The organism is Acidovorax sp. 62 (assembly GCF_002754495.1).
Classification (GTDB): domain Bacteria; phylum Pseudomonadota; class Gammaproteobacteria; order Burkholderiales; family Burkholderiaceae_C; genus Acidovorax.
On record NZ_PEFJ01000001.1, the window covers coordinates 510,161 to 523,222 of the forward strand.

Genomic DNA, 13,062 nt, shown 5'->3' on the forward strand with positions numbered 1-13,062 from the left:
CTCTGCAGCACGTGATGCAGCGCTTGCCCGCCTGCCGCCGACGGGGCTACGGGTGGGCGCTGGAACCAGGGATGGGCTGCGGCGCGGCGTGTCGCTGCGACGCCACCGTTTTCACCAGGTCCCATGCGGCCTGCGCAATGGGGGCCAGAGCGCGGTTGCGGCGGTGCACCAGCATGACCTCGCGGTCCACGCGGGGCAACAGGGGGCGCACAGCCAGCCCAGCCAGGCCTTCGGGGGGCAGTGCCAGGGTGGGGATGACCGAGATGCCCAGCCCCGCATCGAGCATGCGAAAGATGGTGGTGGGGTGGCCCACCTCCTGCGCCACTGTGCATGGCACGGCGTGCTCGGCCAGGGCGCGGTCGATCAGGCGGCGGCTGCCCGATTCGTGGTCCAGCAGGACCAGGGGCTCGCCCTGCAGGTCGGTCCAGCGCACCTGGCGCTTGCGGGCCAGCCGGTGGCCGGGTGGGCAGGCCAGGCAAAAGGGCTCGGTCAGAATGGTCTCGCAGTGCAGGGCATCGCGCTCGCTGGGATCGATCACCACACCAAAGTCCACCTCGCCCGACAGCACGCTGGCCAGTACCGCGCTCTGAATGCGGTCCAGCAGCACCAGCTCCAGCCCTGGCAGGGCGCTGTGGGCCTGTGCAATGCAATCGGGCATCAGGTTGGCCGACAGCGTGGGGCTGCTGGCCACGCGCACGCGGCCACGCCGCTCAGTGGCTAGCTCGCGCACATCCAGCAGGGTGGCTTCCAGCTCCTCCAGCACGCGGGGCAAGCGTGCCGCCAGGCGCTGGCCTGCGTCGGTCAGTGTCACCTCCCGCGTGGTGCGGTTGAGCAGCTTCAGGCCCAGTTGGGCCTCCAGCTCGGTGATGCAGCGGCTCACGGCCGGTTGGGTCAGCCCCACGGCATCGCCGGAGCGGCTGAAGTTGCGGGTGGCCGCCACCGACTGGAATACGTGCAATTGGCGCAGGGTGATATTCATGCGCTCAAATCATAAATCTATCAGAGAAATCCATTTCTCTTTGAAATGGGGCTGGGGTCCAATACAACTCCTTGGCCCTGGTTTGCCAGTGCCCCTGTTCATGACTTTGCGTGTGTTTTGACCCATGGCCCGTTCCCGCTTTCTTCCTGACAATTTCACACTCGCCTTGCTGGGCACCGTGACGGTGGCCAGCGTGCTGCCTGCATCGGGCGTGGCCGCCCAGGCGCTGGAGGGGCTGACGGTGGCCGCTGTGGCGCTGCTGTTCTTTCTGCACGGGGCCAAGCTCTCGCGCGATGCCATCGTGGCGGGGCTGTCGCACTGGCGGCTGCACCTCGTGGTGGTGGTGGCCACGTTTGTGCTGTTTCCGTTGCTGGGCTGGGCGCTGCGGCCTGTGCTGCAGGGCCTGGTCACTCCGGGGCTTTACACCGGCATCCTGTACCTGTGCGTGTTGCCTGCCACGGTGCAGTCGGCCATTGCCTTCACTGCCATGGCGCGCGGCAACATGCCTGCGGCCATTTGCAGTGCATCGGCGTCCACGCTGCTGGGCATTGTGATCACCCCGGTGCTGGTGGGCCTGCTGTTGCCTGAGGCGCAGCACACGGTAGGCTCTGCGCAGCCCGATGCATTGGCCAACATCGGCCGCATCATGCTGCAGCTGTTGGTGCCTTTTGTGGCGGGCCACTTGCTGCGCCCCTGGATCGGTGGTTTCGTCAAGCGCCGGGCTGCCGTGCTCAAGTTTGTGGACCAGGGTTCTATCTTGCTGGTGGTGTACACCGCTTTCAGCGCGGCGGTGGTGGAAGGGCTGTGGCAGCAGTTGCCGCTGCCAGCCCTGCTGGGCCTGTTGGTGGTGTGCGCCGTGCTGCTGGCCTTGGCCTTGGCCACCACCACCTGGGCCGCGCGGCGCATTGGCTTCTCCAAAGAGGACGAAATCACCATCGTGTTCTGCGGCTCCAAAAAGAGCCTGGCCAGCGGCGTGCCCATGGCCAAGGTGCTGTTTGCATCGCATGCGGTGGGCGCCATCGTGCTGCCGCTCATGGTGTTCCACCAGATGCAGCTGATGGTGTGCGCGGTGCTGGCGCAGCGCTATGCGCGGCGCGATGGGCAAGTGCCTGCAGGCGAATGAGGCACGGGGCGGGGCCGTGCCCATTTGGGATTAAAGTCGCAGGCTTGCGATGACACCCGCCCGGCCCGCAGCGCCCGGGCCCTGCTTTTTTCAGCGAGACCTCTATGGCAAAGATTTCTGGCGGCACCGACATCTATCTGATCCCGGGGGACCCCATCACCAACGTGCGGGCACCGCGCATGTTCAACAAGGTGTTTGAGCGCTGCGGCCTGGACGCGGTGATGTTGCCGGTGCAGGTGCGTGAACGGGACTTTGCCGTGTGGCTCAAGGCGACGTTTTTGGCGCGCAACGTGAAGGGCGTGATCATCGCGCCGCCCCACAAGCCGCAGGTGGTGCATTTGCTGGACAGCTGCGGGCTGGTGGCGCGGGTGGCGCGCTCGGTCAACATCGTGCGACGCACCAGCGAAGGCCAGCTCGAAGGTGATTTGTTTGACGGCGAAGGTATTTTGGGCGCCCTCGATTGGTTCAATATTCCTTACCGGGGCAAGCGTGTGTTGATTTTGGGCGCAGGGGTGAGTGCTGCGGCCATTGGGGTGTCTCTGGCGCAAGGCGGCACCACCCAGGGCGCCGAATTCATCGCCTTCTACGACCCTGTGCCCGGCAAGGCGATTGGGCTGGCCACGGAGCTGGATGGATTTTTTGACGCCAATGTGGTCGCGGTGGACAGCAGTGACCCCGCTGGCTACGACCTGGTGGTCAACGCATCGGCCGTGGGGCTGGGTAACGATGACCCGCTGCCCTGCGATGTGGATCGCATGGAGCCGCATGCCGCGCTGTTTGACATCTTGCTGCGCAACCAGCCCACCCCGCTGGTGCGCGCCGCCCGCTCGCGTGGGCTGCATGCGCAGCCTGGGTTTGAGATGCTTATCCAGCAGATGCCGTTTTACCTGGACTACTTTGGCCTGCCAGAGGCCGCGCAGATGGTGCGCGAGGACGCGAACTTTGTGCGTGAGCTGATTTACCCAACAGCGCTGGCGGCCGAGATCACCCAGCCCCTGCGTTACCCCTGCACCAGCGTGGCCAGTGTGGCCTGACCGAATGCCCGCTGACTGCTACCCGATGCAGTCGACGTTGTCGCAACGTCACACCTGATCGGGCGTGGGCTTGAGGCGGCTGGGGGCCAGCGCGCCAGCGGACTCCAGGATGGGGTAGGCAATGGAGCACAGCAGCGAGTTGATGCGCTTGAGTTCGCTGATCAGGTCAATGTGCAGGGAACTGGTCTCGATGCTCTGCACCGTGTTGTCCGACAGGCGCGCCAGGTGGGTGGCCGAGTAGGCACGCTCCAGGTCACGAAAGCGTGCTTTTTCTTCCAGCAGCTTTTGTGCATCGCGCACGTTGCCGTTGAGGAACACGCTCATGGCCAGGCGCAGGTTGGCCACCAGGCGGGTGTGCAGCTCGTTGATTTCTTCCATTCCAGCCTCGGAGAACTGGCGGCCCTTTTTGATCTTCTTGTCCTCGATGTCGATCAGCACGCGCTCAATGATGTCGCCAATCTGCTCCATGTTGATGGTGAAGCTGATGATGTCGGCCCAGCGCCGCCCCTCGCGCTCGTCCAGCGCCTCGCGAGAGATCTTGGTCATGTAGTACTTGATGGCCGAGTACAGGCCATCGACCTGGTCGTCGAGCTTGCGCAGGTCTTCTGCCAGCTTCTGGTCATCGGTGCGAATCACCTGGTGCAGGCCCAGCAGCATGGACTCGACCACGTCGGCCTGGTGCAGCGCCTCGCGGGCAGCACAAGAGATGGCCAGTGAGGGGGTGGCGAGTGCAGAAGGGTCCAGGTGCTGCGGGCGGCTGCCTGCGGACGGGGCTTGCGCATCGGCCGTGGGCAGAATGCGCTGAACCAGCCTGGACACGGGGCGGGTGAGCCCGATGCACACCAGGCCCACCACCAGGTTGAACGCGAGGTGGAACAGCACCACCAGGCTCGCGGTGTCGGGCACATAGGGCCGTGCGTGGCGCAGCCACAGGCCAATCAGCGGGGTCATGATGACCACGCCGATGACCTTGAACATGAGGTTGCCCATCGGAACCTGCCGGGTCTGCACATTGGCCTTGAGTGTGGTGAGCACGGCCAGCAGGCCACTGCCCAGGTTGGCCCCCACGACCAGGCCCAGGGCCACGTCCACCGGAATACCGCCAGAGCCCGCCAGCGTGGCCGTGAGCAGCACAGTGGCCAGGCTGGAGTAAGACAGCACGGCCAGCACCGAGCCCGTGAAAATCTCCAGCAGCAAATCGCTGGTGAGAGCGCCCAGCAAGGTGCGCACGGTGGGTGACTGGGTGAGGACGGTGGTGGATTCGGTGATCAGCCGCAGCGCCAGCAGCATCAGGCCCAGGCCAATGAGCACACGCCCCACGCGGCCCACGGCTGTGTCTTTGCGCGAGATGAACAGCACCACCCCCACAAAGATGAAGAGGGGCGACAGCCAGGACAGGTCCATGGCAAACACAACGGCCATCACGCTGGTGCCCACGTCGGCCCCCAGCATCACGGCCAGCGCCGCAGGCAGCCCCACCAGCCCCTGGCCTACGAACGATGACACGATGAGCGCCGTGGCTGTGCTGGACTGCACCAGCGCCGTGACCCCCATGCCGGACAGCACCGCCGTGAACCGCGTGCTGACGCTGCGGGCGATGAGCTGGCGCAGGTTGGCGCCAAACACACGCAGGATGCCGGTGCGCACCAGATGGGTGCCCCAGATGAGCAGGGCCACAGCGGCCAGTAGGTTCAACAGATGCTTCATGAAATACCGTCGTTGTTCTTGTTGTGGTGCTTGCGGCGGGCTTGTTCAGCACCCACCCGCAGCATGTCGCGTGGCTCTTGCCGACCTTTGGCCGAAACACTGCAGGTGCTGGCCGGGCCGTTGAGCGATCGCATAACGGGTTGTGCAAAAAACGCGCTCACCCTTGTTTTTCATCAAATTGACACACAAGCATACTCCTGAATCGATAGCGTCCGCGCAGAAGCCCATGAGGCTGGCGAGGCATCGTGCATGACGCATGTGGCACATGCCATAACGCCAACGGCCCGCACAAGGCGGGCCGTTGGGTGGGGACAGGCGCCACAGTGTGGCTGCACCGGTTCAGCGCTCGCGACGCGCTCTCAGCAGTTCATCCAGAATCAGGCAAACAGCCCCCACGGTGATGGCGGAGTCCGCCACATTGAACGCGGGGAAGTGCGTGCCCATGGCGTGGAAGTCCAGAAAATCCACTACGTAGCCGTGCATGAGGCGGTCCACCACATTGCCGATGGCGCCGCCCATGACGCTGGCCAGCGCAAAGCAAAACAGCTTTTGGGTGGGGTGTTTGTACAGCTGCCACACAATGAAAATGCTGGCCACCGCCCCAATGCCCGTGAACAGCCAGCGCTGCCATCCCCCCGCATTCGACAGGAAGGAGAACGCCGCACCGGTGTTGTGGGCGCGCACGATGTTGAAGAAGCCAGTGATGTGCGTGGCTTCACCCCATTGGTAGTTGCGCAGGATCAGGTCCTTGGTCCACTGGTCGGCCACCACAATGGCCACGGCCCACAGCAGCCACCAGCCCATGCTGCGGGCCACAGACTGCCCGCCGAAGGTTTGCGCGCCCGCCATTTAAGCGCACACCCGGTTTTCACCGGCGCCATGGAGGTTGCTGGTGCAGCGGCCGCAAATGGTGGGGTGGGCTGCGTCTTGGCCTACATCGTCGCGGTAGTGCCAGCAGCGTTCACACTTGGCGCTGGAACTGCTCGTAACGCTGATCTGTAAAGCGCTACCAGCTACCAATTCGATAGCGGAAATGATGAACACAAACTTCAGGTCGTCGCCCAAGCTGCTCAGCAAGGCGTAGTCCTCGGGGGCTGCCGTGAGCGTCACGTTGGCCTGCAGGGGCGAGCCCACCTGGCCTGCGGCGCGCAGCGTCTCGATCTCCTTGTTCACCACGTCGCGGATCTCGCGGATGCGCGTCCACTTGGCCAGCAGGCCTTCATCGGCGCTGGCGATGGAGCCATAGGTTTCCAGGAAGATGGAGTCGGAGCTGCCAAACACCTTCCATGCCTCTTCGGCCGTGAAGGAGAGGAACGGCGCCATCCAGCGCAGCATGGCGTGGGTGATCTGGTACAGCGCGGTCTGGGCGCTGCGGCGGGCCAGGCTCTTGGGTGCTGTGGTGTACAGGCGGTCCTTGAGCACGTCCAGGTAGAAGCCACCCAGGTCTTCCGAGCAGTACAGCTGCAGCTTGGCCACGACGGGGTGGAATTCATACACCTTGTAGTGGGCCAGCACGGTGGCCTGGAACTCGGCCGCGCGGGTGAGGGCGTAGCGGTCGATCTCCAGCATGTCGCCAAACGGCACGGCGTCCTTCGTGGGATCAAAGTCGCTCACATTGGCCAGCAAGAAGCGCAGGGTGTTGCGGATGCGGCGATACGCGTCCACCACCCGGGCGAGGATCTTCTCGTCGCCCGCGATGTCGCCGGAGTAGTCGCTGGCGGCCACCCACAGGCGGATAATTTCTGAGCCCAGCTTGTTGCTGATCTCCTGAGGATCGATGCCGTTCTTGAGTGATTTGCTCATCTTGATGCCCTTGGCATCCACGGTGAAGCCGTGCGTGAGCAGGCCACGGTAGGGCGCACGGCCTTCCAGCGCACTGGCCAGCAGCAGTGAGCTGTGGAACCAGCCCCGATGCTGGTCGTGGCCTTCCAGGTAAAGGTCGGCCTCGGGGCCGGTGTCGTGGTGCACGTTGGGGTGTGTGCCGCGCAGCACGTGGCTGAAGGTGGAGCCGGAGTCAAACCACACTTCCAGGATGTCGGTGCTCTTGGTGTAGTTGGGGGCGTCTTCAGCGCCCAGGATTTCTTCGGTCGTCACGCGGCTCCAGGCCTCGATGCCGCCCTTTTCAACGATGGCTGCCGCCTGGTCCATGATTTCCATGGTGCGCGGGTGCAGCTCGCCCGAATCCTTGTGCAGAAAGAACGGGATGGGCACGCCCCAGCTGCGCTGGCGCGAGATGCACCAGTCGGGCCGCCCGGCGATCATGTCGTGCAGGCGGGCCTTGCCGTTCTCGGGGTAGAAGCTGGTGTGCTCGATGGCGTCCAGGGCAATCTGGCGCAGCGTCTTGGCGGGCTTCTCGCCCGCTTTGGTGAACACGCCTTCGCCTTCGTCCATGCGGATGAACCACTGCGCGGCGGCGCGGTAGATCACCGGCGTCTTGTGGCGCCAGCAGTGCGGGTAGCTGTGGGTGATGTCCTTGGTGGTCATCAGGCGGCCCGCGTTGCGCAGCGCTTCGATGATGACGGGCACGGCCTTCCAGATGTGCAGGCCGCCGAACAGCGGGAAGTCGGCCGCGTAGGTGCCGTTGCCTTGCACGGGGTTCAGGATGTCGTCCAGCGCCATACCGTGCGCGCGGCAGGAGTTAAAGTCTTCCAGACCGTAGGCGGGCGACGAGTGCACGATACCCGTGCCGTCATCGGCCGTGGCGTAGTCGGCCAGGTACACCGGGGCGAGGCGGCGGTAGCCTGCATCGACGTCGTACAAGGGGTGTTCAAACTCCAGGCCGCCCAGGTTCTTGCCCAGGGTGGTGGCCAGCACGCTGCCCGTGAGGCCGTAGCGCTCCAGGCACGACGCCACCAGGGGCTCGGCCACCAGGAGCAGGCGTTCGCCCGCATCGACCAGCGCGTAGGTGATTTCGGGGTTCAGGTTCAGGGCCTGGTTGGCGGGGATGGTCCAGGCGGTGGTGGTCCAGATGACCACAAACGCGTCTTTGGTTAGCGAGGGCAGGCCAAAGGCGGCGGCCAGCTGGGCTGGGTCGTGTGACTTGAAGGCCACATCCAGCGTGGTGCTCTTCTTGTCTTGGTACTCGATCTCGAACTCGGCCAGCGACGAGCCGCAGTCAAAGCACCAGTACACGGGCTTGAGGCCACGGTACACAAAGCCACGCTCTATCACGCGTTTGAACGCACGGATTTCGCCCGCTTCGTTGGCGAAGTTCATGGTCTTGTAGGGGTTGTCCCATTCGCCCAAAACGCCCAGGCGCTTGAAGTCCGTCATTTGCTGCGCGATCTGCTCGGTGGCGAAGGCGCGGCTCTTGGCCTGCATTTCGTCACGCGGCAGGTTGCGGCCGTGCAGCTTTTCGATGGCGTTTTCGATGGGCAGACCGTGGCAATCCCAGCCTGGCACGTACAGCGCGTCAAAGCCCTCGAGTTGGCGCGCCTTGGTGATCATGTCCTTGAGGATCTTATTGACCGCATGGCCCATGTGGATCTGGCCATTGGCGTAGGGCGGGCCGTCGTGCAGGATGAACTTGGGCGCGCCATGGCGGGCATCGCGCAGGCGCTTGTACATGCCCTGGTCTTCCCACTCCTTGACCCAGCCTGGTTCGCGCTTGGGCAGGTCGCCGCGCATGGGGAAACTGGTGTCGGGCAGGTTCAGCGTGGCGCGGTAGTCCACTGCAGTAGTGCTGCTGGACGGGGTGGGGCTGGCGTTATCGGACATGAAGAAGCCTTAAAACGGTGCAATCCGGGGCAGACCCGGCGCGAAAAACGAGGGATGCAAAGACAGAGGTGGGCCTGCAATCCGCAGGCGCTGCGCGCAGGCAGCCCTCTAAATTCGGTCGCGCGTGGTCTGGCGACGGGTTTCGGTGTGCGAGGGGGCTTGGGCCGAGGCAAAGTACGCTCGCGCATCGGCGCAGTCTTTCGCAATGCCCTTCGTCAAGGCATCGAGACCGTCGTACTTGAGCTCGTCGTGCAGTTTGTGCAGAAGTTCCACCCGGATGATTTTACCGTACGCCCCCTCGGGCCCCAGGGTGGAGGGCCAGTCCAGGCAATGGGTTTCCAGCAGCACCCGGCCGCCGTTGACGTCGCTCGGGTCCAGTGAGGGGCGCACCCCCAGGTTGGCCACGCCGGGCAAGGGCGCTGCGCCCAGGCCGTGCACCAGCACGGCAAAGATGCCGCTGGCGGCAGGCTTCCAATGGGCAAAGCGCAGGTTCAGGGTGCGAAACCCGTCCTGTGCCCCCTGCACGCTGGCGCCCAGCTCACGGCCCAGCTTGCGGCCGTGCACCACATGGCCTGAGATGGTGTAGGGGCGCCCCAGCAGGGTGGCTGCGGCCTCCATGTCGCCCTGCGCCAGGGCATGGCGTACGGCAGAGCTGGAAACGCGAAGGCCGGGGCCGCCGCCGGGCCGCCCCAAGGCGGGCCCAGCCCCCTCGGGGGGCAACGACGACACGAAGTGCGGAGTGTGGGGGTAAGAAACCTCGTAGCTGTTCATGCGGGCCACGTCAAAGCCCTGGGCCTGGCCTGCCGCATCCAGCATGGCGTAGTCGCCCGCGCGCTGGGCGCCAAAGCGAAAATCGTCGCCCACCAGCACATAGCGCACCCCCAGGCCTTGCACCAGCACCTCGTCGATGAACGCCTGTGGAGTTTGCGCGGCCAGGCGTGCGCTGAATGGCAGCACCACCACCTGCTGCACGCCACAGCGCTCCAGCTCGGTCAACTTGTCGCGCAGAGTGCCGATGCGGGCCGGGGCCAGCTCGGGCTTGTGCAGCGCACCGGCAAAGTAGTCGCGGGGGTGCGGCTCAAAGGTCAGCACGCAACTCTCCACCCCTCGGTGGGCGGCTTCGTTGTTCAGCAGCGCCAGCATGGCCTGGTGGCCACGGTGCACGCCGTCGAAATTACCGATGGTCAACGCGCACGCGCGGGCGATGCCGGGGTGGTGAAATCCGCGAAAAATCTTCATCGGTTTGTTATCTTTTTGATAGCAGCTAGCGCTCACAGATCAAGCGCAAGACGCCAATTTGTCATGAAAACGGAGTATATTGTGACCGAGGCTTCTTCTTGTGACACTTTGCCCCACGCACGAGCGTAACTGGGCGGGGCTGGCGTGCAAGAGGGCCTGAATGGCGCCGACCCGGGGCCATCCCGAGACATCCGAGTTCCGAATCCTTGTGTACCCAGAGTTCCAGGAGGCGTGTTTTGAAGGTCTTGAAGCTGTCAGCCCAAGGGCTACCCCAATCGTGGATTACGCTGGAGCAAGCGGTCATTCATTACGCTGCGGGTGAAGTGCGCTGGGAGTCTGGTGCACAGATCGCGCGCTTTCGAGGCGGGTACAACGCCGTGACAGGCGAACAGTCGGTGATTGCCATCAACAGCATCATCGGCACCAAAGGCGTGCCACGCATCAACCCGTTTGACCTTAAACCAGGCCTGACCAACAGCAAGCTGTTTGCGCGCGACCGGAATGTCTGTGCCTACTGCGGCGGGCATTTTCATGAGGAAGAACTCACCCGCGAGCACATCGTGCCCTTTGCCCACCACGGGCAGGACCACTGGATGAATGTGGTCACGGCCTGCCGCGCCTGCAACCACCGCAAAGGCCCACGCACCCCCGAGCAGGCCCACATGCCTTTGCTTTACACCCCCTACGTGCCCAGCCTGTGGGAGGATTTCATCCTGCGTAACCGCCGTATCTTGGTGGACCAGATGGAGTTCTTGATGGCGCATGTGCCCAAGTCGTCGCGGTTGTCGGCTTAGCGCGTTCTGCACAGCGCCTGGGCAGTGTTGCAGTCTGGTCGGGTAATGGGTTTGTGAAAAAATAAGGGTTTCCCCTTGATTTGATCCCATGATTGTTCGCGATCGGCCTTCCGGGCTGCGGTTGTTTCTGCTGCTGCGGGGCTCGATCCTTCAGCGCATTCGCTGGACGCTGCTGTTCAACACCCTGTTGGCCACCGGGGTCACCTTGGCCCACGGCAGCCTGTTCACGTTCAAGATCACCCTGACGCCGATCCCCTTCACGCTGATGGGTTTGCCGCTGGCCATCTTTTTGGGCTTCAGAAACACCACGGCCTACGACCGCTACTGGGAAGGGCGCAAGCTGTGGGGGGACCTGGTGCTGCGCACGCGTAACCTGTCCCGGCAGTGCCTGAGCCTGATTGAGCTGGACCAGCCCGTGGACCCGTTGGACCGCGCAGGCGATGTGCGCGTACGCATGGTGCACCGCGCCATTGCCTTTGTGCATGCGTTGCGTCTGCATTTGCGTGCGCAAAGCGATGACGCGCTGCTGCAGCGCTGGTTGCCTGCCGAAGACTGGCCGCGTGTGGCGCAGTCGTCGCAGCGCCCTGATTCCATCATGCAGGGCATGGGGCAGGACTTGGCGCTGTGCCTGCGTGAGCGGCGCATCGACCCCTGCCTTGCCGCAGGCATTGACGCCACCCTGTCGGCCATGACGGCTTCGGCAGCCTCTTGCGAACGCATTCGCAATACCCCGGTCCCTTTCTCGTACACGTTGCTGCTGCACCGCACGGCTTACCTGTATTGCTTCTTGCTGCCCTTTGGCTTGGTGGACACCACAGGCTTCATGACGCCGTTTGTGGTGGCCATCGTGGCTTACACCTTCTTTGGGCTGGATGCACTGGGCGATGAGATCGAAGAGCCCTTTGGCCTGGAGAGCAACGACTTGCCTTTGGACACGCTGTGTCGGGCCATTGAAATCAACCTGCGCGAAGCGCTGGGCGAGCGCGACTTGCCTGCGCCTTTGCTGCCAGTGGATTACCTGCTGACTTGAGTGGGGCACGCACAGGCCTGTCTTTGCCCGTTGCTGCGTAAAAAGCAAAAAGGCCAACCGCATGCGGTTGGCCTTTTGTTTCGAGAAGATCCCTGCTGGAGCGCAGGGTCTGGGCATCAGGCTGCCGCGGGCTTGTGTGCCGTCACGACAAAACCTTGCACGGGCGTGCCTCCTTCGGTGCGCAGGGTGGTGTCTTCCACGCCCACCTCGTCAAAGCCCGCCGCACGGCACAGCGCCTCTACATGGCTGCGCTTGTGGGTGTAGCGGCCATTGGCCTGCAGCACCAGATCGGGGCCGTTTTCATCGGCGGCTTCGCACGAGAAGATCAGTTGGCCATCGGCGGCCAGCACCCGCAGCGCGTTCGGGATGGCCGTGGTCAGATCGCCCGCGTAGATGAAAACATCCAGCGCCGTGATGACTTGGTACAAACCATCGGGGGTATCGCGCAGTGCATCGTGCAGGTTCACGGTGTGGAAGCGGTCGTACACCTGATGGCGCGCCGCTTGTTCCACCATCTTGGTGGACAGGTCCACCCCGATCATGTAGCCGCCATTCAGTGGGCCCAGGCACACCCCCAGCAGCCCGGTGCCGCAGCCCAGGTCCAGCAAGTTCAGGTGCTTGTCTGGGTAGCGCGCCACGATCTTTTCTGCCACTTGCTTGGGCAGTTGGTACTTGAGGCCACGCACCATGTGCCCGTCGTACACGTCGGCCATGCCATCAAACAGGTGGCGCATCAGTGCAGGAGGTTGCTGGCTGGGCACCTGGCCCTGGGCCAGTTGGGCGTAATACTGGTACACCTCGTCTTGCGGCGCCAGCGCCAGCAGGGCTTGGGTATCTGGCAGAGCGTCTGCCGCCTTGCCGCAGGCCAGCAGCGTCTGCACGCGGCCCACCAGGGATTCATGGTCGCTGGGGTTTTCGGCAATCAGGCCCGCCCACAGGGCCAGCGCTTCTTCAAATTGGCTTTGCTCGGTCAAATCGCGTGCGAGCAGGCGGCGCAGCATCACATCGTTGGGCACCAACTCCAGACCACGGCGCAGGTGGCGAATGGCCATGTCGGTGTGGCCCGCACGATGGGCGATGTCCACCACACCGGCCAGTACTTGCAGGTTCTTGGGCTCCAGGGCCACCACTTTTTCCGCCGTTTCCACGGCATCCTTGAACTGGTTCTGGCGGGCATGCAGCAGTGCCAGTTCCAACAGGCCCGGCGCCCAGTCTGGCGAGAGCGAAACGGATTTGCGCAGGGCCTCAAACGCCCCCTTGATGTTGCCGGATTTCTCTGCCATCAGGCCGCCCAGCATGAAGACCCGAGGGTCTTGGGGCCATTGCTTGTTGGCCTTGTTCAGAGTCAGTGCCGCATTCTTGAGATCGCCCTTGGCGATTTGCTCGCGGGCTTTTTGCAGGTGCTTGAGATTGGGGTCGGTCGCGTTAACGCTCATGGG

The 13,062-nt window shown here is 64.0% G+C and carries 11 protein-coding genes; 4 read left to right on the forward strand and 7 right to left on the reverse strand.

What is annotated here, in order from left to right; translation table 11 throughout:
• Window positions 1-46: 46 nt before the first annotated feature.
• Complete coding sequence (locus CLU86_RS02320; RefSeq protein ID WP_099740459.1) at window positions 47-979, reverse strand: LysR family transcriptional regulator; 933 nt, start codon at window positions 977-979, stop codon at window positions 47-49.
• Window positions 980-1,103: 124 nt separating this feature from the next.
• Between CLU86_RS02320 and CLU86_RS02325 the strand changes: the two genes are divergently transcribed.
• Complete coding sequence (locus CLU86_RS02325; protein ID WP_099740460.1) at window positions 1,104-2,102, forward strand: bile acid:sodium symporter family protein; 999 nt, start codon at window positions 1,104-1,106, stop codon at window positions 2,100-2,102.
• A gap of 104 nt (window positions 2,103-2,206) precedes the next feature.
• Window positions 2,207-3,136, forward strand: a complete 930-nt coding sequence (locus CLU86_RS02330) for a shikimate dehydrogenase (protein ID WP_099740461.1) — start codon at window positions 2,207-2,209, stop codon at window positions 3,134-3,136.
• Window positions 3,137-3,184: 48 nt separating this feature from the next.
• Here the strand turns inward: CLU86_RS02330 and CLU86_RS02335 are convergent, their stop codons facing one another.
• The 5 genes from CLU86_RS02335 to CLU86_RS02350 form a co-directional block, all read right to left on the reverse strand.
• The gene (locus tag CLU86_RS02335; protein ID WP_099740462.1) at window positions 3,185-4,843 is read right to left on the reverse strand and encodes a Na/Pi cotransporter family protein; all 1,659 of its coding nucleotides are present in this window, start codon (window positions 4,841-4,843) and stop codon (window positions 3,185-3,187) included.
• The gene (locus CLU86_RS22760) at window positions 4,840-4,977 is read right to left on the reverse strand and encodes a hypothetical protein (protein WP_158236290.1); all 138 of its coding nucleotides are present in this window, start codon (window positions 4,975-4,977) and stop codon (window positions 4,840-4,842) included. Before CLU86_RS22760 ends, CLU86_RS02335 begins: the two co-directional genes overlap by 4 nt.
• 205 nt (window positions 4,978-5,182) lie before the next feature.
• Window positions 5,183-5,692 (reverse strand): signal peptidase II, encoded by a 510-nt coding sequence (gene lspA, locus CLU86_RS02340; RefSeq protein ID WP_099740463.1) that lies wholly within the window; start codon window positions 5,690-5,692, stop codon window positions 5,183-5,185.
• The gene (ileS, locus tag CLU86_RS02345; RefSeq protein WP_099740464.1) at window positions 5,693-8,560 is read right to left on the reverse strand and encodes an isoleucine--tRNA ligase; all 2,868 of its coding nucleotides are present in this window, start codon (window positions 8,558-8,560) and stop codon (window positions 5,693-5,695) included.
• 108 nt (window positions 8,561-8,668) lie between these two features.
• Window positions 8,669-9,799 carry a bifunctional riboflavin kinase/FMN adenylyltransferase gene (locus CLU86_RS02350; RefSeq protein WP_099740465.1) on the reverse strand — a complete coding sequence of 377 codons (1,131 nt, stop codon included), beginning with the start codon at window positions 9,797-9,799 and terminating at the stop codon, window positions 8,669-8,671.
• Window positions 9,800-10,035: 236 nt separating this feature from the next.
• On the opposite strand from CLU86_RS02350, the gene CLU86_RS02355 reads away from it, so the two are divergent.
• Both CLU86_RS02355 and CLU86_RS02360 read left to right on the forward strand, forming a co-directional pair.
• Window positions 10,036-10,593, forward strand: coding sequence for an HNH endonuclease (locus CLU86_RS02355; RefSeq protein WP_099740466.1), 558 nt, complete (start codon window positions 10,036-10,038; stop codon window positions 10,591-10,593).
• An 88-nt stretch (window positions 10,594-10,681) separates the two neighbouring features.
• Window positions 10,682-11,623, forward strand: a complete 942-nt coding sequence (locus tag CLU86_RS02360; protein ID WP_099740467.1) for a bestrophin family protein — start codon at window positions 10,682-10,684, stop codon at window positions 11,621-11,623.
• A 116-nt stretch (window positions 11,624-11,739) separates the two neighbouring features.
• Here CLU86_RS02360 and CLU86_RS02365 read toward each other — a convergent pair whose 3' ends face one another.
• Window positions 11,740-13,059: a tetratricopeptide repeat protein gene (locus CLU86_RS02365; RefSeq protein WP_099740468.1), complete on the reverse strand. Its 1,320-nt coding sequence runs from the start codon at window positions 13,057-13,059 to the stop codon at window positions 11,740-11,742.
• Window positions 13,060-13,062 lie beyond the last annotated feature (3 nt).

What these genes read in the sequence shown, in the direction of transcription:
- CLU86_RS02320 (WP_099740459.1), bottom strand. Translation starts at nt 979, where the DNA reads ATGAATATCACCCTGCGCCAATTGCACGTATTCCAGTCGGTGGCGGCC.
- CLU86_RS02325 (WP_099740460.1), top strand. Translation starts at nt 1,104, where the DNA reads ATGGCCCGTTCCCGCTTTCTTCCTGACAATTTCACACTCGCCTTGCTG.
- CLU86_RS02330 (WP_099740461.1), top strand. Translation starts at nt 2,207, where the DNA reads ATGGCAAAGATTTCTGGCGGCACCGACATCTATCTGATCCCGGGGGAC.
- CLU86_RS02335 (WP_099740462.1), bottom strand. Translation starts at nt 4,843, where the DNA reads ATGAAGCATCTGTTGAACCTACTGGCCGCTGTGGCCCTGCTCATCTGG.
- CLU86_RS22760 (WP_158236290.1), bottom strand. Translation starts at nt 4,977, where the DNA reads ATGCGATCGCTCAACGGCCCGGCCAGCACCTGCAGTGTTTCGGCCAAA.
- lspA (WP_099740463.1), bottom strand. Translation starts at nt 5,692, where the DNA reads ATGGCGGGCGCGCAAACCTTCGGCGGGCAGTCTGTGGCCCGCAGCATG.
- ileS (WP_099740464.1), bottom strand. Translation starts at nt 8,560, where the DNA reads ATGTCCGATAACGCCAGCCCCACCCCGTCCAGCAGCACTACTGCAGTG.
- CLU86_RS02350 (WP_099740465.1), bottom strand. Translation starts at nt 9,799, where the DNA reads ATGAAGATTTTTCGCGGATTTCACCACCCCGGCATCGCCCGCGCGTGC.
- CLU86_RS02360 (WP_099740467.1), top strand. Translation starts at nt 10,682, where the DNA reads ATGATTGTTCGCGATCGGCCTTCCGGGCTGCGGTTGTTTCTGCTGCTG.
- CLU86_RS02365 (WP_099740468.1), bottom strand. Translation starts at nt 13,059, where the DNA reads ATGAGCGTTAACGCGACCGACCCCAATCTCAAGCACCTGCAAAAAGCC.